The following is an 18,573-nucleotide window of genomic DNA, read 5'->3' as shown; positions in this document are numbered from 1 at the left end:
AGGAACACCCGTGTCCGCACCCCTTCCGGCGACCGTGCCTGAGCCGGTCGACGCGCTCACCACCCCCGAGACGCGGGGGATCGAGCTCATCCGCCCGTCCGAGCGACACGGCCGCGCGCGCGACCTCTTCGCCGTCTGGGCCGCGCCGAACGTCAGCGTCCTGAACTTCACGATCGGCGCGACGATGATCCTGCTCGGTCTCGAGCTGTGGCAGGCCGTCCTCGTGATCGTCGCGGGGAGCCTCCCGTGGATCTTCCCCGGGATCATCGCGATCGCCGGACCCGCTGCCGGGACGTCCGGGTCTGTCATAACGCGCGCGCTCTACGGGGTCGTGGGCAACAAGGTGGTCGTGGCCTTCACAGGATGGCTCATCTCCGCGGTGTTCCTCGCGCTGAACTGGCTCGCGTCCTCGTTCATGGGCGCCGATCTGCTGCGCGCGTGGGGCGTCGACGATCCCGTGCTCGGCCCGGTGGCCGTCACGCTCGTCGTGTCGGCGATCACGGTGCTCGTCGCGGTGTACGGGCACGGCCTCATCCTGAGGACATACCCGGCGGTGACCGCCGTGCTGCTGGCGATCTTCCTCGTCGTCTCGGGCTTCATCCTGCCCCACGCGGACTGGGGGTACCGGGCTGCCGTGCCCCTCGAGGGCGTGCCGCTGTGGGCGTCGATCACGGTCGGCTTCACGATCCTCGCTTCGACGCCCCTGTCGTACGCGAACAGCCCCGACATGGCGCGGTACCTGCCGCGGAGCACCCGGCCGTCGCACATCGTCGCGGCGACCGCGCTCGGCGGCGCGCTGCCCTGCATCCTCTTCACCGTGGTCGGCGCGCTGCTCGCGACCGGCGTGAGCGACGCCGCGATGGCCGCGGGCATCGAGTCGGCGCTCATGGACCTGCTCCCCGCGTGGCTCGGGCCGCTCCTCGTGATCGGCGTCGTCGTCAACACGATCGCCCTCAACGGCATGACCACCTACACCTCGAGCATGGCCCTGCAGGCGGTGGGCGTGCCCATCCGCCGGATCCCGGCCGCGATCATCGTCGGCGCCATCGGCACCGCGCTCACGATCTACCTCGTCATGTCGACGAGCCTGCTCGGCGCCGTCAACCTCATGCTGCAGTTCCTCGTCATCGTCACGGGCCCGGCGATGGCGATCTTCGTCGCCGACATCGTCCTGCGGCGCAACCGCTACGACGGCGCAGACCTCTTCGACGAGGAGCGCGGCGCGCCGTTCTGGTACACGGGCGGATGGAGCGTGCCCGGCCTCACGGCGCTCGCGCTCGGGGGAGGGGCGACGGCCGCCTGCCTCTCGACCGACGTGTGGATGGGCCCGGTCTCGGCGGCGCTCGGCGGGATCGATCTCTCGGTGCCCGCCGGGATGCTCGTCGCCGCCCTCGTCTACGGCGGCCTGTCGCGCGCCGCGCGGGGCGGGCGCGCGTGAGCGGTCGGCCGACGCTCGACAGCTGGCAGGATCCGCCGCATCACCGCTGGGCGTTCACCCACCTCGGCGAGCTCATCCCGAGCGCGGAGATCTCCCGGCACCGACCGGTCGAGCGCGCGCCCGACGTGCGCCTCGACGCGCTCATGGCGCGTCTGCCCGACCTCCGGTCGAGGCTCGAGGAGACGTTCACGGATGCCTTCCTCGTCCTCCGCAGCGACGAGGTCGTCGCGGAGTACCGCCGAGCGGGCCACTCGGCAGACGACAGGCATCTGCTCATGAGCGTCTCGAAATCGCTGTGCGGGATGGTCGTGGGTGCGCTCGCGGATCGCGGCGACGTCGATCCCGCCCGCCCGATCGCCTCGTACCTGCCCGAGCTGACGGGGTCGGCGTACGACGGCGCCTCGGTGCAGGACGTGCTCGACATGCGGGTGCACGTCGAGTACGACGAGGACTACACCGACCCGCGCTCGCAGGTGCAGCGGCACGACCGAGCGGCGGGCTGGCGGCCCCGCCGAGCCGGCGACCCCGCCGACACCCGCGCCTTCCTCGTGGGCCTGCGCGGCAGCGGACGCGCGAGGCGCTTCCAGTACTGCTCGGCGAACACCGACGTGCTGGCATGGCTCGTCGAGCGGGTGTCCGGGCTGCGCTACCCCGCTGCGCTCTCCGAGCTGCTGTGGTCGCTGCTCGACGCCGATCAGGACGCCGCGATCACGGTCGACCCCACGGGCTTCGGATTCGCCAACGGCGGCGTCTCGTGCACTGCGCGCGACCTCGCGCGCGTGGGCCGCGTGCTGCTCGACGGCGGTCGTGCACCGCGCGGCCGTGTCGTGTCGGAGGAGTGGGTGAGGCGCGTCCTCGCGGGCGGCGACCCACAGGCGATGGCAGGGGAGGGGTTCGCGCGGATGTTCTCCGGCGGCTCGTACACCTGGCAGTGGTGGTGCACGGGGAACGCGCGCGGGAACGTCAGCGGCATCGGCATCCACGGGCAGAGCCTCTGGCTCGATCCGACGACGGACTCGGTGATCGTGAAGCTCTCGTCGTGGCCCGAGCCCGACAGCGCGGCGCGACATGAGGAGCAGAGCCGGCTCCTCGTCGACGTGAGCGCGGCACTCGACGATCTCGCGTGACCGGGCGCTCGGGTTCTCCTCAGGGATGTCGCTCAGGTCAGGCTATCCTTACCTGGGCGCTCGGCGCCTGAGGACCCTTCCCCGTGACCACGGGGGCCTCGAAGCAGGAGGAGACCCCTCATGGTCGTCACCCGTTCGCGCGCGCTCGCCGGCGCGCTCCTCGTGTCCGCGCTCGCGCTCGCCGGATGCGGCGCGTCGGAGGCCGTCGAGCCCGAGGAGAACGCTGCGGCCGGCGAGGGCCGCACCGCCTACCCGCTCGTCATCGAGAACTGCGGCCACGAGGTCGAGATCGATGCGCCCCCGCAGCGCGTCGTGTCGCTCGACCAGAACTCGACCGAGATCCTCCTCTCGCTCGGCCTCGAGGACCGCATGGTCGGCACGGCGTCGTGGACGGATCCGGTCCTGGAGTCGCTCGCCGCCGCGAACGAGACCGTGCCGCGGCTCGCCGACAACGCGCCCACCTACGAGGTGCTCCTGGGCGCCGACCCCGACTTCGTGACCGCGTCGTTCGGACGCCACTACACCGAGGGCGGCGTCGTGACCCGCGACCGCCTCGACGAGACCGGCGTCGCCTCGTACCTGTCGCCCACCGACTGCGATGAGGGTGAGAGCGTGAACGGCGGCGGAGCGCGCACGCAGCCCCTCACCGTCGACGCGCTGTACCAGGAGATCCGCGAGCTCGCCGAGATCTTCGACGTCGCCGAGCGCGGGGAGGCGCTCGTGGCCGACCTGCAGGAGCGGGCTGCGGCCGCGGTCGAGGGCGTCGACTTCGAGGGCCAGACCGTCGTGTTCTGGTTCGCCGACACGAAGACGCCCTACATCGCGGGCGGGCTCGGCTCCGCGTCGATGCTGGCCGACCTCACCGGCATGGAGAACGCGTTCGCCGACGAGGTCGACGACTGGCCGGCGGTCGGCTGGGAGTCGGTCGTCGACGCCGACCCCGACCTGTTCGTGCTCGGCGACCTGCAGCGCGACCGCTTCCCCGGCGACCGCCTGGACGACAAGGTCGCCTTCCTCACGGGAGACCCCCTCACGCAGACGCTCGGCGCCGTCCAGGACGAGCGGTTCATCGCGCTGCACGGCGCGGAGATGAACCCTTCCATCCGCTTCGTCGACGGGCTCGAGAAGATCCGGGCGTGGTGGGCCGCGAACCAGGACGCCCGATGACGGCGGCCGCGACGGCCGACGCGCCGACCGTCGTGCGCCCCGCGCGCGGGACCTGGTCGCGCGGGCTCGTCGTCGCGGCTCTCGCGCTCGCGGGGCTCGGGCTCGTCGCGCTCTCGGTGGGCGTCGCGGTGACGCTCGGCCCCGCCGACGTCTCGCTCGTGAACGTGCGCGACATCATCCTCAACCATCTCGGTCTCGCCGAGATCCCCGTGCGCGCGTCGGAGGACGCCATCGTGTGGGAGGAGCGCCTGCCGCGCGCCCTCGTCGCGGCCGCGTGCGGCGTGGGGCTCGGGCTGAGCGGCGCGATCCTCCAGTCCCTCCTGCGCAATCCGCTGGCCGACCCGTTCGTGCTCGGCGTCTCGTCGGGGGCGTCGACGGGGGCGGTCGCGATCGGCGTGCTCGGCGTCGGCGGCGGGGCCCTCGGCCTGTCGGGCGGTGCGTTCGCGGGCGCGCTCCTCGCCTTCGGCCTCGTGCTGCTCCTCGCGCGCTTCTCGAGCGGCGGCACCTCGGGCGTGATCCTCGCGGGCGTCGCGAGCACCCAGCTCTTCTCGGCGCTCACCTCCCTCATCGTCTTCGCGTTCGCGGACTCCGATGAGACGCGCGGGGTCATGTTCTGGCTCCTCGGGTCGCTCGAGGGCATGCGCTGGGACGACGTCGCCCTGTGCGCCGCGGCGGTGCTCGTCGGGCTCGTCATCTGCCTCGGCTCGGCGCGCGCCCTCGATGCGTTCGCGTTCGGCGAGGATGTCGCCGCCTCGCTCGGCGTGCACGTCGCCCGCACGCGGGGGCTGCTGCTCGTCATGACCGCGCTGCTCACCGCGACCCTCGTGAGCGTCGCGGGCGCGATCGGATTCGTGGGCCTCGTGCTGCCGCACGCGGCGCGCCTGCTGTTCGGGCAGCGGCATTCGCGCGTGATCCCGGCCACAGCCATCCTCGGCGCGGTCTTCATGGTGTGGGTCGACGCCGGCTCGCGCGTCGCGTTCGCGCCGACCCCGCTGCCGGTGGGCGTCGGCACGGCGATCGTGGGCGTCCCGGTGTTCGTGCTCCTGCTGCTGCGACGGAGGGGGCGCGCATGACGCTCGAGGCGGAGCGGGTCTCCTGGCGGCGCGGCGGCGCGCTCGTCGTCGACGGCGTCAGCCTGCGGCCGGAGCCCGGTCAGACGATCGGCCTGCTCGGCCCGAACGGCTCGGGCAAGTCGTCGCTCCTGCGTCTGCTGCAGGGGCTCTCCCGACCCGACGCGGGGCGCGTCACCCTCGACGGCGCCGACCTCTCGCAGCTGCGGCGCCGGGAGGTCGCCCGCGCGATCGCGACCGTGACGCAGCACGCCGAGACCGATGCCGACATCGTCGTGCGCGACGTCGTGCGGCTCGGCCGCACGCCGCACCGCCCGCTGCTCGGCGGCGAGACCGCGCACGACGAGCGGGCGATCGCCGACGCGCTCGAGCGGGTGGGCCTCGCCGACAAGGCCGATCGGCTGTGGCACGCGCTCTCGGGCGGCGAGCGTCAGCGTGCGCACATCGCGCGGGCGCTCGCCCAGGAGCCCCGCGAGCTGCTGCTCGACGAGCCGACGAACCACCTCGACATCCGCCACCAGCTCGAGCTGCTCGCGCTCGTCGCGGCGCTCCCGGTCACCGCGATCGTCGCGCTGCACGACCTCAACCTCGCCGCGATGTTCTGCGACGCCGTGCTCGTGCTGCGCGAGGGGCGCGTCGTGGCGGCGGGCGATCCTGCCGAGGTGCTCACGCCCGAGCTCATCGCCGACGTCTACGGCGTGCGCGCCGACGTGTCGCGCGACCCGGAGACGGGCCGCGCGACGGTGCTGTTCCGGCCGGGAGCGCCCGCGCCCGCGCCGGTCGGCTGAGCGCTCCCGGCTCGTCAGCGCGTCTCGCGGACCGCCTCGGCGGCGCGCCACTCCTCCCAGCCGGCGTCGCCGGCCATGAAGCGCTCGATCTCGTCCTGGGAGGCCTCGAGCTTCGGGTCGTGCTTCAGGTACGCGCGCGTCTCGCGGGCGACGAGGCCCGAGAGCACGAGCAGGCCGATGAGGTTCGGCAGCGCCATGAGGCCGTTCATCACGTCGGAGAACGACCAGACGACGCTGAGCTCGGTCGTGCAGCCGACGAAGACGACGAGCGAGAAGACGATGCGGAACGGCAGCACGGCACGTCGGCCGAGCAGCTTCTCGATGCAGCGCTCGCCGTAGTACGACCAGCCGAGCACCGTCGAGAACGCGAACATGACGAGCGCGAGCGTGACGACCCAGTGCCCCCACTCGCCGGGGAGGCCGTGGGTGAACGCCTCGCCGGTCATGACCGACGCGGAGATCTGCGCTCCGGTGTCGTCGGTGAAGGTGTAGGCCCCGGTCGTGACGATCACGAGGCCCGTCATCGTGACCACGATGATCGTGTCGATGAACGTCTGCGTCATCGACACGAGGCCCTGTCGCACGGGGTGGCTCGTCTGGGCGGCGGCCGCGGCGATCGCGGCCGACCCCATGCCGGACTCGTTCGAGAAGATGCCGCGAGCGACGCCGAACTGGATGGCGATGATGATGACCGACCCCGCGAATCCGCCTGCCGCCGCGCTGCCCGTGAACGCGTCGCGGAAGATCGTCGCGAACGCGGCGGGCACGTCGCCGATGTTGGCGATGAGGATGTAGATCGCGCCGAGCACGTAGAACACGATCATGATCGGCACGAAGCCCGCGGTCACGCGGCCGATCGACTTGATGCCGCCCACGAGCACCGCGAAGGCGATGATCGTGAGGACGAGGCCCGTCGCCCACGTGGGGATCGAGAAGCTGCTCTCGAGGTTCGCCGCGACCGAGTTGCCCTGGGTCATGTTGCCGATGCCGAAGCACGCGAAGATCGTGAAGATCGTGAAGGCGAGCGCGAGGACCTTTCCGAACGGTCCGCGGATGCCGCGCTCGAGATACTGCTGCGGGCCGCCGTTGCGCTCGCCGGCCGCATCCGTCGTGCGGAAGCGCACGCCGAGGAACGCCTCGGTGTACTTCGACGCCATGCCCAGCAGGCCCGTGATCCACATCCAGAACAGGGCGCCGGGGCCGCCGATCGCGATGGCCGTCGCGACGCCGACGATGTTGCCCGTGCCGACCGTGGCGGCGAGCGCGGTCGTCAGCGCCTGGAACTGCGAGATGTCGCCCTCCGCACCGGCGTCCCTGCGGCGCAGCAGTCCCAGGCGGAGCGCGGGGCCGAGGCGGAGGAACTGGATGCCGCCGAGCCGGATGGTGAGGTAGAGCCCCGTCCCGAGGAGGAGCGGGATGAGCAGCCACGGGCCCCAGATGATGCCGCTGAGCTGATCGAGGAACGCCTGGATCGTGTCGAGCATTCGTGTGCCTTCCTGCCATGCGCGCCTCGTTGCGCGCTCTCCGTCGGAGGCGCGGGTGGCGCTCCTTCGCGTGATTCTAGGAGGAGAGCGCTCCCGCCCAGGCGAGGAACGCCTGCTGCGTGTCGGCGCCGAAGGAGTGCGGGCGATCGGCCCACGCCGTGTGCAGGGTGTGCTCGGCGCCCGCTCGGCGGTAGTGCGCGCGCAGACGCGCCTCGGCGTCGAGCATGCCGCGCAGGGGGAAGAGCGCGTCGCGGCGGGCGAAGCCGACGAACAGCGGGCGCGGTGCGCGTGCGGCCGCGATGTCGGGCCATTCCCCGACCCGGGCCATCCCCGGGTTCATGAGCATCCACGTGTGGCGCTGGATGTACCCGTCGAGCATCGCATCGAAGGTCGACATCATCGCGACGACCGCCGTCGCGCGCACGACCCGTTCGTCGAGCGCGCCGGCCAGGGCCGCACGGGCGCCGCCGCCCGACAGTCCCACGAGGACGACGCCGCCGGGGCGCACGTCCGCCCGGGCCGCGAGCACGCGCGCGGCGATGAGGTCGTCGCGCGCGACGAGGCCGCCCCACGACGTCCCGAGGACGCCCAGCGTCTTGGCGACGGCGTCCTCGTTCGGGCCGGCGTGCAGGTCGTAGCGCGCCGCATCGTCGAGCGCGCCGCCCCGTGCGGCGATCGCGTCGGCGGCCGCCCGCAGGGTGCGCTCGGGCATGTCCTCCCGGCGCATCCGGCGGCTGCCCCAGCCGAACGCGTCGTGCGCGAGCACGGCGAAGCCGGCGCGGGCGAACGCGTTGGCCACGGCGACGCCGTCGTACGCCTCGGCGCGGAACGCCGCCACCCGCGGCTCGTCCACGGGGCCGTCGGCGATCTTCTCCTTCCCGTGGAACTTCATCCCGCCGTGGCAGTGCAGCGCCACGATGCCCGGGAGCGGCGCGCGCTCGCCGGCCGGGCGCAGGAGCCAGGCGCGGGTGTCGGGTCCGAACCTCGTGCTCCAGCGCAGGGCCAGGCCGTCGACGCCGTCGCGCGTCCAGGTGCCCTCCTCGACGACGGGGGTCGTGTCGGGCACGGGCGGCACGCCGAGCGCCGCCGCGAGGCGGGCGGGGACGGCGCCGAGATCCACCTCCTCGGGCCGCGCGGTGAAGGGCCGGCCGAGGAGCGCATCGAGCCCCTCGAGCCCCCGGAGATCGCGGCGGGTCATGTTCGTCCTTCCCCTGGTGTCGTGCAGCACCCTACGATGGATTGAGAGTAACCGGTTTCTCAGACGGGATCCCATGACAGAGCCGACCAGCGCCGCGCGGTACCGCAACCCGATCATCGACGCCGACGTCCCTGACCCCGATGCGATCCGCGTCGGCGACGTCTACTACCTCGTCGCCTCGAGCTTCAACCGCGCGCCCGGGCTGCCCGTGCTCGCCTCGACCGACCTCGTCAACTGGGAGATCATCTCGCACGCGGTCGCCGGGAACACCCCGCAGGCGTGGTTCGCGCAGCCGCGGCACGGCGCGGGCGTCTGGGCGCCATCCATCCGCCATCACGACGGCCTCTTCCACATCGTCTACCCGGATCCGGATCAGGGCGTCTTCGTGGTGAGCGCCGCCGACGCGCGCGGGCCCTGGAGCGCGCCGCGGCTGCTCCTGCCCGGGCTCGGCGTGATCGACCCGTGCCCCCTGTGGGACGACGACGGCGCGACGTACCTCGTGCACGGGTGGGCGCGCAGCCGCGCGGGCCGCAAGAACGTCCTCAGCATCGTGCCGGTCGACGCGGCCCTCACGGCCGTCGTCGGGCCGTCGCGCGACGTCGTCGACGGCGACGCGATCGACGGATGCGTCACGCTTGAGGGTCCGAAGCTCTACAAGCGCGACGGGTGGTACTGGATCCTCGCCCCCGCGGGCGGCGTCGCGACCGGATGGCAGTACGCCTTCCGCGCGCGCGACCCGTACGGGCCCTACGAGGAGCGCGTCGTGCTCGCGCAGGGCGACACCCCCGTGAACGGGCCGCATCAGGGCGCGTGGGTCGCGTCGGCCGACGGCGCGCACTGGTTCCTCCACTTCCAGGACCGCGGGGTCTTCGGCCGCGTCCTGCATCTCCAGCCGATGCACTGGGGCGACGACGGATGGCCCGCGCTCGGCGACCAGGGCCGCCCGGTCCTCGAGCACGCGTCGCCCCACGGAGCGCCGCAGGGCCCGCGCACGCTCGCGCGCGGCGACGGCTTCCCCGACGGGCTCCCTGGCGCGCAGTGGGCGTGGCAGGCGAATCCCGACGACGGATGGCTGCTCCCGGAACCGGGATGCCTGCGGATCGTCGCGGGGGTCGACGCGGGGAATCTGCGCACGCTGCCGCGCGTGATCGGGCAGCCACTGCCGGGCATCCCGTCCACGATGGCGGTCTCCCTCTCGCTCGACGGTCCGGCCGGCACGCGCGCGGGCGCCGGCGTGCTCGGCCTCGACTACCTCTGGGCCGGGCTCCGCCGCACGGCCGAGGGCGATCGGCTCGTCGTCGCGACGCGGCATCGCGACGAGCCGGGGGAGACCGTGCGGCATGACGAGGCGGCGCCCGCGGGCTCTGTGCGGCTCGCGCTGTCGTGCGACGCCGACGGCGAGATCGCGGTCGCGGTGCGCGAGCCCGGCGGCGACCGCGCGCTCCCCGTGCGCTTCCGCGCGGCGGAGGGGCAGTGGATCGGCGCCGAGTACCTGCTGTTCGCGGCGACCGGGGCGGCCCAGCAGGCCACGGCGCGCTTCGCAGACGTCGAGATCGACGTGCGAGACGGGAGAAGATGAGCCATGGCGACGAAGCGCACCCGACGGCACCCCGTCCGGCAGACGACGATCTCCGACATCGCGGAGCTCGCGGGAGTCTCCAAGGCCACCGTGTCCCGCGTGATGAACGGCGTCCCCACGGTCGCCGAGGACATCGCCGAGCGCGTCCGCGCGGCGATCGACGAGCTCGGATACACGCCCAGCCAGACCGCGCGGTCGCTCTCCCTCGGGGTCAGCCGCACGATCGGCGTGCTCGTGCCCGACCTGTCGAACCCCATGTTCCACCAGGTCCTCCACGGGGTGCACCGGGCAGCCGCGGCCGACGGGTACCGCGTGCTCGTCGCCGACACCCTCGAGGACGAGGCCGGCGAGGCCGCATCGGCCATCGACATCCGCAACCGCACCGACGCCGTCGTCCTCATCGCGCCGCGCATGACACGACCCGAGCTGCTCGACCTGCTCCCGCGCGTGCAGCCGGTTGCGGTCGTCAACCGCACGACGGGGCGCAACGCGGCGGTCGCGCAGGTGGACTACGCGACCGGGATCCAGACCCTCGCGCAGCACCTCGTCGACCTCGGGCACGAGCGGATCGCGTTCCTCTCCGGCCCCGAGGCGTCGCGATCGAACCACGAGCGCCTGCGCGGGCTCATCGCCTTCCGCGAGGCGCACCCCGACATCGAGATCCGGGAGCTCGCGTGCGGGTCGGGCTTCGAGGACGGCTACCGCGCGTGGGACGACGTGCGCGGCAGCGGCGCGACCGCCGTGCTCGCCTTCAACGACATCGTCGCCCTCGGTCTCCTCGGCCGTCTCGACGAGGAGGGCGTGCGCGTGCCGGACGACCTCTCCGTGACGGGCTTCGACGACATCCCCTTCTCGCGGTACTCCGCGCCGCCGCTCACGACGATGACGGTCGACCTGCCCGGGGTGGGGGCGGCCGTGTGGCGCGAGCTGCACGACGAGATCGGCGGAGGCCTGCGCCGCGACCCCGTCGTGTTCACGCCGGCTCTGACCGTGCGCGCGAGCACGGGGCCCCGGCCATGATCGCCCTGCACGCGGGCGACGCGGCGGTCGCGCGGTACCGGGAGGGGCTCGACGTCGCTCCGCGCCTGTCGCCGCGCCCGTATCTCGAGGCCGTCACGCTCGGCGGCGAGGCCGTGACCGCGGTCGGGCCGGCCGATCACCTCCACCACCTGGGGGTGAGCCTCGCGATCCCCGACGTCTCGCGCGCCTCGTTCTGGGGCGGTCGCACGTTCGTCGCCGGGCGGGGCTCGACGATGCTCGACAACCACGGCGTCCAGCGCGTGCTCGCGCGGGACGCCGACGGCGACGGCGTCGAGGAGGAGCTCGCGTGGGCGGGCCCGGATGGCGCGGTGCTGCTCTCCGAGCGGCGCGCGCTGCGCGTCGCCCCCGACCGCGACGGATGGCGGATGTCGTGGCGCTCGACCCTGACCGCGGGCGCCGGCGGAGCCGAGTTCGGCAGCCCGCACACGAACGGACGCGACGGCGCGTTCTACGGCGGGATCTTCTGGCGCACGCCCTTCGCCCGCGCGCTCGCCGTGTGCGCCGACGGCGAGGGCACGGACATCGCACACGGCTCCCGTTCGCCGTGGCTCGCGATCGTCGGCGAGCGCGCGACCGTCGTCGCCGCGACGGACAGCGGGCTGCCGTGGTTCGTCCGCACCGGCGGGTACGTCGGATTCGGGCCGGCCGTCGCGACCGTGCGACGGCGCGTGCTCGCGCCATCCGAGACGCTCGAGCTCGACCTCTCCGCGGTCGTGCTCGACGGGCCGGTCGCCGCCGAGGACGCGGCGCGCATCGCGGAGCGGATCCGCACGGGGGTGAGGGCATGACCGTCGAGACGCCGCGCATCGGGATCGTGGGAATCCACGGCCACGGGGCATCGCACGTCCGCCGCGCGCTCGCGCTCGAGGAGCGCGGCGTCGCGCGCCTCGTCGCGGTCGCCGACCCGACGCCGCCCGCGCCGGGCGCGCTGCCCGCGCACGTGGTCCACGACGACGGGGCGGAGGGCATGCTCGCACGGGGCATCGTCGACGTCGCGATCATCTCGACGCCCATCCACACCCACGCCGCGATCGCGGCGGCCGCGCTCGATGCCGGGTGCGACGTGCTGCTCGAGAAGCCGCCGACCGCGACCCTCGACGAGTTCCGCGCGCTCGAGGCCCACGCCGCGGCGCGGGGCGCGCGGGTGCAGGTCGGGTTCCAGAGCCTCGGGTCGGAGGCCGTGCCGTACGTCCGCGGCCTGGTCGCCGACGGCGCGATCGGCGAGGTGCTGCGCTACGGCGCGACCGGCGCGTGGGTGCGCGACGACCGCTACTACGCGCGGGCGGCGTGGGCGGGGCGACGCCGCATGGGCGGCGTGGTCGTCGCCGACGGAGCGCTCACCAACCCGCTCGCGCACGCGTCGGCGACGGCGCTCGCGCTCGCCGGGATGCAGCGCGCCGACGACGTCGACGGCATCGCGCTCGACCTCTTCCACGCGAACGACATCGAGGCCGACGACACCTCGGTCGCGCGGTTCGCCCTGCGCGACGGGCGGACGCTCACGACGGCCGTCACGCTGTGCGCCGCGCAGCGCGAGGAGCCCTGGGTGGAGGTCGTGGGAGCGCAGGGCACGGTGCGCCTGTACTACACGCTCGACGTCGTGCAGCTTGTGCGCGGCGACGGGCATCCGCCCGTCACGCGCGCGTTCGGCCGCGCGCCGCTCCTCGAGAACCTGCTCGACGCCCGCGCGGGCCGCGCGCCGCTCGCCGTGCCCCTCGCGGAGACCGGCGCGTTCATGCGCCTCGTCGACGCCGTGATGGCCGCTCCCGAGCCGCGCGCGATCCCCGCCGAGCACTGGACCGAGGCCGTCGACGACGCCGGCCGTCACCGCGTCGTCCGGGGCGTGGAGGCCGCGCTGCACGACGCCCTGCGCACGCAGCGGACGTTCACCGAGCTCGGCGCGCCCTTCATTTGTTGACAGCCCCGCTATATGGCACGATGGCTCCTGAATGGAGAGGAGACGCCATGACCTCGACGCTGCGGGTGGCACTCATCGGACACGCCTTCATGGGCCGTGCACACGCTCACGCCTGGAGGACCGCACCGCGGTTCTTCGACCTCCCGGCCCGACCCGAGCTGGCCGTCGTCGTCGGCCGCTCAGCCGAGCGCGCGGAGAGCGCCGCGCACGAGCTCGGAGCCGCGGAGTGGTCGGACGACTGGCGCGCCGTCATCGCGCGCGATGACATCGACATCGTCGACGTCTGCGCGCCGGGCGACGTGCACGCCGAGGTGTCGATCGCGGCGCTCGCCGCGGGCAAGCACGTGCTGTGCGAGAAGCCGCTCGCCCGCACGCTGCCGGAGGCCGAGCGGATGGCCGAGGCCGCGCGCAGCGCGCCCGCGGGCACGCGCGCGATGTGCGGCTTCAGCTACCGCCGCACGCCCGCGCTCGCCTACGCGAAGCGCCTCGTCGCGGACGGCCGCCTCGGCACCATCCGCCACGTGCGCGCGCAGTACCTCCAGGACTGGCTGACCGACGCCGACGCGCCCCTCACGTGGCGCCTCGACAAGGAGATCGCCGGGTCCGGAACGCTGGGCGACATCGGAGCGCACATCATCGACACCGCGCAGTGGCTCCTCGACGAGCCGCTCGAGGCGGTCTCCGCGCAGCTGCGCACGTTCGTCGCCGAGCGCCCGGTGCTCTCGGAGCAGCGCGGTCTCGGCGGACGCGCGGCGGCCGACGCCGAGCGCGGCCCCGTCACGGTCGACGACGCCGTCGCGTTCACCGCGTCGTTCGCGAGCGGAGCCCTCGGCGTGTTCGAGGCCACGCGCTTCGCGCTCGGGCACCGCAACGCGAACCGCATCGAGATCAACGGCGACCGCGGATCGATCGCCTTCGACTTCGAGCGGATGAACGAGCTCGAGTTCTACGACGCGGCCGACGCCGACGGCGAGCAGGGCTTCCGCCGCATCCTCGTGACCGAGCCGACCCATCCGTATGTCGACGCGTGGTGGCCCGCCGGCCACGGCCTCGGCTACGAGCACCTCTTCACGCACCAGGTCGTCGACCTCGTCACCGCCATCGCCGAGGAGCGCGACCCGTCGCCGAGCTTCGACGAGGCGCTCAGCGTGCAGCGCGTCCTCGATGCGGTCGAGCGCAGCGCAGCGTCCGACGCCGTCCTCACGCAGGTCGGGGGAGGCGCGTGACCCGGGCACTCGTCGTCCGCGGCGGATGGGACGGGCACAAGCCCGTCGAGTCGACGGACCTCTTCCTCCCCTTCCTCGAGGAGCGCGGCTACGACGTCCGCGTCGAGGAGTCGACCGCGGTCTACGCCGATGCCGACGCGATGGCGCAGACCGACCTCATCCTGCAGAGCGTCACGATGTCGACGATCGAGCCCGAGGAGCTCAAGGGGCTCATCGCCGCGGTGCGCGCGGGCACGGGCCTCGCCGGATGGCACGGCGGGATCGCGGACTCGTTCCGGAACAGCTCGGACTACCTGCAGCTCGTCGGCGGCCAGTTCGCGACCCACCCGAGCAAGGAGCCCGGCGAGCTCGTCGGCGACGCGAGCGACAACTACCTGCCGTACACGGTCGAGATCACCGAGCTCGGCCGCACGCACCCGATCACCGCCGGCATCGACGACTTCGCGCTCGAGACCGAGCAGTACTGGGTGCTGCACGACGAGCTGAACGACGTGCTCGCGACCACGACGCACCCCGTGCGCCCGTGGCATCCGTGGCACCGGCCGATCACGTCGCCCGCGGTCTGGACGCGGCAGTGGGGCGAGGGGCGGATCTTCGTCGCCACGCCCGGCCACAGCCCGGACGTCCTGCAGGACGAGAACGTCCGCACGATCATCGAGAGGGGCCTGGTGTGGGCGACGCGCACGGCGTAGGCATCGTCGGACTCGGTAACATCTCGCGGCAATACCTCGACGCGCTCGCGGGTCATCCCGAGATCCGCATCGTCGCCGTCGCCGACCTGTCGGAGGAGCGCGCGGCCGCGGTCGCCGCGGAGACCGGCGCGGAGGCGGTTCCGGCCGCCGAGCTCGTGCGGCACCCCGCGGTGCAGACGGTGCTCAACCTGACGATCCCGGCCGCGCACGCCGAGATCGCGCACGCCGCGATCGAGGCCGGCCGGGCCGTGTACGGCGAGAAGCCGCTCGCGGTCTCGGTCGACGAGGGGCGGGGGATCGTCGAGGCCGGCGCGCGCTCCGGCGTCGCGGTCGGCTCCGCACCAGACACGGTGCTCGGCACGGGCGTGCAGACGGCCCGCCGCGCGGTCGACGACGGCCTCATCGGGCGACCCGTCGCGGCGTCGGCGACGATGATCACGGCCGGCCACGAGCGCTGGCATCCGAACCCCGACTTCTACTACCAGCCGGGCGGCGGCCCGATGCTCGACATGGGCCCCTACTACGTCTCGGCGCTCGTGACGCTGCTGGGGCCGGTCGTCGCGGTGAGCGGTGCGGCATCGCGCCTCCGCTCCGAGCGCGTGATCGGATCCGGTCCGCGCGCGGGCGAGACCATCCCGGTCGACGTCGACACGCACGTGACGGGCATCCTCGAGCACGCGAACGGCGCGATCTCGACGATCGTGACGAGCTTCGACGGCACGACGACGACCGCGTCGCCGATCGAGGTGCACGGCACCGACGGCACGCTCCTCGTGCCCGACCCCAACCGGTTCGACGGCGACGTCGTGCTGCACCGGCCGGGCGCCGAGCCCGAGACGCTCGCCGTCTCGGGCGGCTACGACGGGGCAGGACGCGGCGTCGGCCTCGTCGACTTCGTGCGGACCGCGCCCGGGGTCGAGCCGCGCGCGGGCGGCGCGATGGCGCTCCACGTGCTCGACATCATGACCGGCATCCTGCGCGCGGCCGAGCAGGGCGGGCGCATCGAGCTCACCACGACCACCGCGCGCCCCGACGCCGTTCCCTTCACCGCGCGGGAGGACTGGCACAGCTGATCCGCAGGGTCAAGCTCCCGGGACTCGCGCGCGGCGTCCGGCAGGATGGTGACGACGCGTTCGCGACGACAGGGGGAGCACGATGTTCAGACGACGCACGCCTCAGGCGCCGGCGCCCGCGCCGGTCGTGACCGATGGCCGCACGCCGCGCCGGCTGTGGTCCGACGGGTTCGGCACGCTCGCGACGCGCGCGGTGCAGATCATCGCGGTGGTCATCCTCGCCGCGGGGCTCGTCTACGCGTCGCAGACGCTGTCGGTCGTCGTCATCCCCGTGCTCCTCGCGCTGATCTTCGCGTGCGCGTTCGAGCCCCTCATGGGGTGGCTGCGGCCGCGGCTCGGGCCGTCGTTCTCGACGGCGATCGTGCTCCTCGCGATCGTGCTCATCATCGGCGGACTCGGATGGGCGATGGTCTCGGCCGTGCGCAGCCAGTGGAGCGAGCTGTACGCGCAGGCGCAGGAGGGCTTCCTCCAGGTGGTCGCGTGGGTCAACACGCTGCCGTTCGCGCCCGACCAGGCGCAGATCGACGAGTGGATCGCGTCGGTGACCGACTTCTTCACGAGCGCGCAGTTCGGCTCTGGCGCGGTCGCCGGGGTCGGCGCCGTCGCGAACTTCGTGACGGGCTTCGTGCTCATGGTCGTCGTGCTGTTCTTCTTCCTCAAGGACGGCCCGCAGATCTGGTCCTTCCTCACGCGGCCGTTCGAGGGCGAGTGGTACGCGCGCGTGCAGCGCGCGGGAGCCAAGTCGGTGGACACGTTCGGCGCCTACGTGCGCGGAACGGCGGCCGTCGCCGCGGTGGACGCGATCGGCATCGGCATCGGGCTCTTCGTGCTCGGCGTGCCGCTCGCCTTCCCGCTGACGATCCTCGTGTTCCTCCTCGCGTTCATCCCCATCGTCGGCGCGACGGTCGCGGGCATCCTCGCCTCGCTCGTGGCGCTCGTGGCGAACGGCCCGATCGTCGCGATCATCGTCATCGCGATCGTCGTGGTCGTGAACCAGCTCGAGGGCAACCTGCTGCAGCCCATCCTCATGGGGCGGGCGCTCAAGCTGCACTCGCTCGTCGTCCTGATCGCGCTGGCCATCGGAACCGTGCTGGGCGGCATCCTCGGTGCGATCCTCGCCGCGCCGTTCGCCGCGGTCGTGTGGGGCATCGTGCAGGTCTGGGACGGACCGGCCACGCCCGCGCGCTGGGCGCGGCGGAAGGACCGGACGGTCGGCGCGCGGGCGTGAGCGCGCTCAGCGCGCCGTCGCGGCGTCGATGAGCACCTCGGCCGCAGCGCGCGCCTGAGCCGCGACTTGCGGGTCGCCCGAGATGGCGGCCGTGCTCTGCGCGCCCTCCGCGAGGATCGAGAGCTGCGCCGCGAGGGCCGCGGGGGCGCCCGACGCCGCCACGAGCGCCGCCATGTGCTCCTGGAACGACGCCTTGTGCTCGCGGACGATGCGGGCGACCTCGGGATGCGTTCCGCCGAGCTCGCCGAAGGCGTTGATGAACGCGCAGCCCCGGAAGTCCCCCGTGCAGAACCAGTCCTCGAGATAGCGGTAGACCGCGAGCAGGCGCTCGCGCGGATCGTCGCCGGCGGCGGCGATCGCCCCGTCGAGCGCCGACTCCCACTGGCGATGCCGACGGTCGAGCACGGCCGCGACGATGTCGTTCTTGGCGGGGAAGAGCGCGTACAGGCGCCGCAGCGACACGCCGGCCGCCGAGCGCAGCTCGTCCATGCCGACAGCCGCGTATCCCTTGCGGTAGTAGAGCTCCTCGGCCGCGGCGAGGATGCGCTCGCGTGCTTCTTCCTCGGTCATGTGCCCAGTCTACTTGACACGAGAACGATCGTTCTCTAGCGTGGATCTCACCAGCGAGAACGACCGTTCTCGGGGATCGAGAGGAAGAGATCATGGGCTACATCACCGTCGGCGACGAGAACAGCACCCCGGTCGAGCTGTACTACGAGGACCACGGGTCCGGGCAGCCGGTCGTGCTCATCCACGGCTATCCCCTGAACGGGCACAGCTGGGAGCGCCAGACGCGCGAGCTGCTCGCGCAGGGCTATCGCGTCATCACCTACGACCGCCGAGGGTTCGGCCAGTCGTCGAAGGTCGGGGCGGGCTACGACTACGACACCTTCGCTGCCGACCTGAACACGGTGCTCGAGACGCTCGACCTGCGCGACGTCGTGCTCGTGGGCTTCTCGATGGGCACGGGCGAGCTCGCGCGCTACGTGGCCCGCTACGGGCACGAGCGCGTCGCGAAGCTCGCGTTCCTCGCGTCGCTCGAGCCGTTCCTCGTCGCCCGCGACGACAACCCCGAGGGCGTTCCGCAGGACGTGTTCGACGGGATCGCGGCCGCCGCGAAGGGCGACCGCTTCGCGTGGTTCACGCAGTTCTACCGCGACTTCTACAACCTCGACGAGAACCTCGGATCCCGGATCAGCCAGGAGGCCGTGACCGCCAGCTGGAACGTCGCGATCGGCAGCGCTCCGGTCGCGGCGTACGCGGTCGTGCCCGCGTGGATCGAGGACTTCCGCGGCGACGTCGAGGCCGTCCGCGCCGCGGGCAAGCCGACGCTCATCCTGCACGGCACGAAGGATCAGATCCTCCCGATCGACGCGACCGCCCGCCGGTTCCACGAGGCCGTCCCCGAGGCGGACTACGTCGAGGTCGAGGGCGCTCCGCACGGCCTGCTCTGGACGCACGCAGACGAGGTCAACGCGGCGCTCAAGGACTTCCTCGCGAAGTAGCCCGCACGCGACGACGGCCCGCCCCGATCGGGGCGGGCC

General features: G+C 73.2%; 17 protein-coding genes. 14 read left to right on the top strand and 3 right to left on the bottom strand.

Annotation, left to right across the window (positions count from 1 at the left end):
* Positions 1-10 precede the first annotated feature (10 nt).
* The 5 genes from ACWXWW_RS14495 (at position 11) to ACWXWW_RS14475 (ending at position 5,590) form a co-directional block, all read left to right on the top strand.
* Positions 11-1,438 carry a purine-cytosine permease family protein gene (locus ACWXWW_RS14495; RefSeq protein ID WP_455970538.1) on the top strand — a complete coding sequence of 476 codons (1,428 nt, stop codon included), beginning with the start codon at positions 11-13 and terminating at the stop codon, positions 1,436-1,438.
* A complete protein-coding gene (locus ACWXWW_RS14490; protein WP_455970536.1) occupies positions 1,435-2,565 on the top strand; it encodes a serine hydrolase domain-containing protein in 1,131 nt (376 codons plus the stop codon). The genes ACWXWW_RS14495 and ACWXWW_RS14490 overlap by 4 nt, the downstream gene beginning before the upstream one ends.
* A 120-nt stretch (positions 2,566-2,685) precedes the next feature.
* Positions 2,686-3,732: an ABC transporter substrate-binding protein gene (locus tag ACWXWW_RS14485; protein WP_455970534.1), complete on the top strand. Its 1,047-nt coding sequence runs from the start codon at positions 2,686-2,688 to the stop codon at positions 3,730-3,732.
* Entirely contained in the window at positions 3,729-4,805 is a 1,077-nt protein-coding gene (locus ACWXWW_RS14480) for a FecCD family ABC transporter permease (protein ID WP_455970532.1), read from the top strand. Before ACWXWW_RS14485 ends, ACWXWW_RS14480 begins: the two co-directional genes overlap by 4 nt.
* Complete coding sequence (locus tag ACWXWW_RS14475; RefSeq protein WP_455970530.1) at positions 4,802-5,590, top strand: ABC transporter ATP-binding protein; 789 nt, start codon at positions 4,802-4,804, stop codon at positions 5,588-5,590. The genes ACWXWW_RS14480 and ACWXWW_RS14475 overlap by 4 nt, the downstream gene beginning before the upstream one ends.
* 14 nt (positions 5,591-5,604) lie before the next feature.
* Here ACWXWW_RS14475 and ACWXWW_RS14470 read toward each other — a convergent pair whose 3' ends face one another.
* The gene (locus tag ACWXWW_RS14470) at positions 5,605-7,074 is read right to left on the bottom strand and encodes an alanine/glycine:cation symporter family protein (RefSeq protein ID WP_455970529.1); all 1,470 of its coding nucleotides are present in this window, start codon (positions 7,072-7,074) and stop codon (positions 5,605-5,607) included.
* A 76-nt stretch (positions 7,075-7,150) separates the two neighbouring features.
* A complete protein-coding gene (locus tag ACWXWW_RS14465) occupies positions 7,151-8,272 on the bottom strand; it encodes an alpha/beta hydrolase family protein (RefSeq protein ID WP_455970527.1) in 1,122 nt (373 codons plus the stop codon).
* A 73-nt stretch (positions 8,273-8,345) separates the two neighbouring features.
* Between ACWXWW_RS14465 and ACWXWW_RS14460 the strand changes: the two genes are divergently transcribed.
* From ACWXWW_RS14460 to ACWXWW_RS14425, 8 genes are all read left to right on the top strand, one after another.
* Positions 8,346-9,851, top strand: coding sequence for a family 43 glycosylhydrolase (locus tag ACWXWW_RS14460; RefSeq protein ID WP_455970525.1), 1,506 nt, complete (start codon positions 8,346-8,348; stop codon positions 9,849-9,851).
* 3 nt (positions 9,852-9,854) lie between these two features.
* Positions 9,855-10,871 carry a LacI family DNA-binding transcriptional regulator gene (locus ACWXWW_RS14455; RefSeq protein WP_455970523.1) on the top strand — a complete coding sequence of 339 codons (1,017 nt, stop codon included), beginning with the start codon at positions 9,855-9,857 and terminating at the stop codon, positions 10,869-10,871.
* A complete protein-coding gene (locus tag ACWXWW_RS14450) occupies positions 10,868-11,680 on the top strand; it encodes a DUF6807 domain-containing protein (protein ID WP_455970521.1) in 813 nt (270 codons plus the stop codon). Before ACWXWW_RS14455 ends, ACWXWW_RS14450 begins: the two co-directional genes overlap by 4 nt.
* Positions 11,677-12,810 carry a Gfo/Idh/MocA family protein gene (locus tag ACWXWW_RS14445; protein ID WP_455970519.1) on the top strand — a complete coding sequence of 378 codons (1,134 nt, stop codon included), beginning with the start codon at positions 11,677-11,679 and terminating at the stop codon, positions 12,808-12,810. Before ACWXWW_RS14450 ends, ACWXWW_RS14445 begins: the two co-directional genes overlap by 4 nt.
* A gap of 47 nt (positions 12,811-12,857) precedes the next feature.
* Positions 12,858-14,036, top strand: coding sequence for a Gfo/Idh/MocA family protein (locus ACWXWW_RS14440; RefSeq protein WP_455970517.1), 1,179 nt, complete (start codon positions 12,858-12,860; stop codon positions 14,034-14,036).
* Complete coding sequence (locus ACWXWW_RS14435; protein WP_455970515.1) at positions 14,033-14,728, top strand: ThuA domain-containing protein; 696 nt, start codon at positions 14,033-14,035, stop codon at positions 14,726-14,728. The genes ACWXWW_RS14440 and ACWXWW_RS14435 overlap by 4 nt, the downstream gene beginning before the upstream one ends.
* Entirely contained in the window at positions 14,707-15,801 is a 1,095-nt protein-coding gene (locus ACWXWW_RS14430; protein ID WP_455970513.1) for a Gfo/Idh/MocA family protein, read from the top strand. Before ACWXWW_RS14435 ends, ACWXWW_RS14430 begins: the two co-directional genes overlap by 22 nt.
* Before the next feature lie 82 nt (positions 15,802-15,883).
* Positions 15,884-17,029, top strand: coding sequence for an AI-2E family transporter (locus tag ACWXWW_RS14425; protein WP_271173173.1), 1,146 nt, complete (start codon positions 15,884-15,886; stop codon positions 17,027-17,029).
* A gap of 6 nt (positions 17,030-17,035) precedes the next feature.
* On the opposite strand, the gene ACWXWW_RS14420 is transcribed toward ACWXWW_RS14425, so the two are convergent.
* Complete coding sequence (locus tag ACWXWW_RS14420; RefSeq protein ID WP_271173172.1) at positions 17,036-17,599, bottom strand: TetR/AcrR family transcriptional regulator; 564 nt, start codon at positions 17,597-17,599, stop codon at positions 17,036-17,038.
* Positions 17,600-17,691: 92 nt separating this feature from the next.
* Here ACWXWW_RS14420 and ACWXWW_RS14415 point away from each other — a divergent pair, with 92 nt between their 5' ends.
* On the top strand, positions 17,692-18,534 hold the full coding sequence (locus ACWXWW_RS14415) for an alpha/beta fold hydrolase (protein WP_282979027.1): 843 nt from the start codon (positions 17,692-17,694) through the stop codon (positions 18,532-18,534).
* The last annotated feature ends 39 nt before the right edge of the window (positions 18,535-18,573 follow it).

The sequence above is a fragment of the Microbacterium sp. KNMS genome (genome assembly GCF_053851835.1).
The sequence above is the reverse complement of the archived record's forward strand: the minus strand, read 5'-3'. Positions and strand labels throughout refer to the sequence as shown.

Excerpts from the sequence above, each read along its gene's own strand:
- ACWXWW_RS14480 (WP_455970532.1), top strand. The coding sequence starts at position 3,729 with ATGACGGCGGCCGCGACGGCCGACGCGCCGACCGTCGTGCGCCCCGCG.
- ACWXWW_RS14445 (WP_455970519.1), top strand. The coding sequence starts at position 11,677 with ATGACCGTCGAGACGCCGCGCATCGGGATCGTGGGAATCCACGGCCAC.
- ACWXWW_RS14465 (WP_455970527.1), bottom strand. The coding sequence starts at position 8,272 with ATGACCCGCCGCGATCTCCGGGGGCTCGAGGGGCTCGATGCGCTCCTC.
- ACWXWW_RS14420 (WP_271173172.1), bottom strand. The coding sequence starts at position 17,599 with ATGACCGAGGAAGAAGCACGCGAGCGCATCCTCGCCGCGGCCGAGGAG.
- ACWXWW_RS14415 (WP_282979027.1), top strand. The coding sequence starts at position 17,692 with ATGGGCTACATCACCGTCGGCGACGAGAACAGCACCCCGGTCGAGCTG.
- ACWXWW_RS14470 (WP_455970529.1), bottom strand. The coding sequence starts at position 7,074 with ATGCTCGACACGATCCAGGCGTTCCTCGATCAGCTCAGCGGCATCATC.
- ACWXWW_RS14450 (WP_455970521.1), top strand. The coding sequence starts at position 10,868 with ATGATCGCCCTGCACGCGGGCGACGCGGCGGTCGCGCGGTACCGGGAG.
- ACWXWW_RS14475 (WP_455970530.1), top strand. The coding sequence starts at position 4,802 with ATGACGCTCGAGGCGGAGCGGGTCTCCTGGCGGCGCGGCGGCGCGCTC.
- ACWXWW_RS14455 (WP_455970523.1), top strand. The coding sequence starts at position 9,855 with ATGGCGACGAAGCGCACCCGACGGCACCCCGTCCGGCAGACGACGATC.
- ACWXWW_RS14460 (WP_455970525.1), top strand. The coding sequence starts at position 8,346 with ATGACAGAGCCGACCAGCGCCGCGCGGTACCGCAACCCGATCATCGAC.
- ACWXWW_RS14425 (WP_271173173.1), top strand. The coding sequence starts at position 15,884 with ATGTTCAGACGACGCACGCCTCAGGCGCCGGCGCCCGCGCCGGTCGTG.
- ACWXWW_RS14485 (WP_455970534.1), top strand. The coding sequence starts at position 2,686 with ATGGTCGTCACCCGTTCGCGCGCGCTCGCCGGCGCGCTCCTCGTGTCC.
- ACWXWW_RS14440 (WP_455970517.1), top strand. The coding sequence starts at position 12,858 with ATGACCTCGACGCTGCGGGTGGCACTCATCGGACACGCCTTCATGGGC.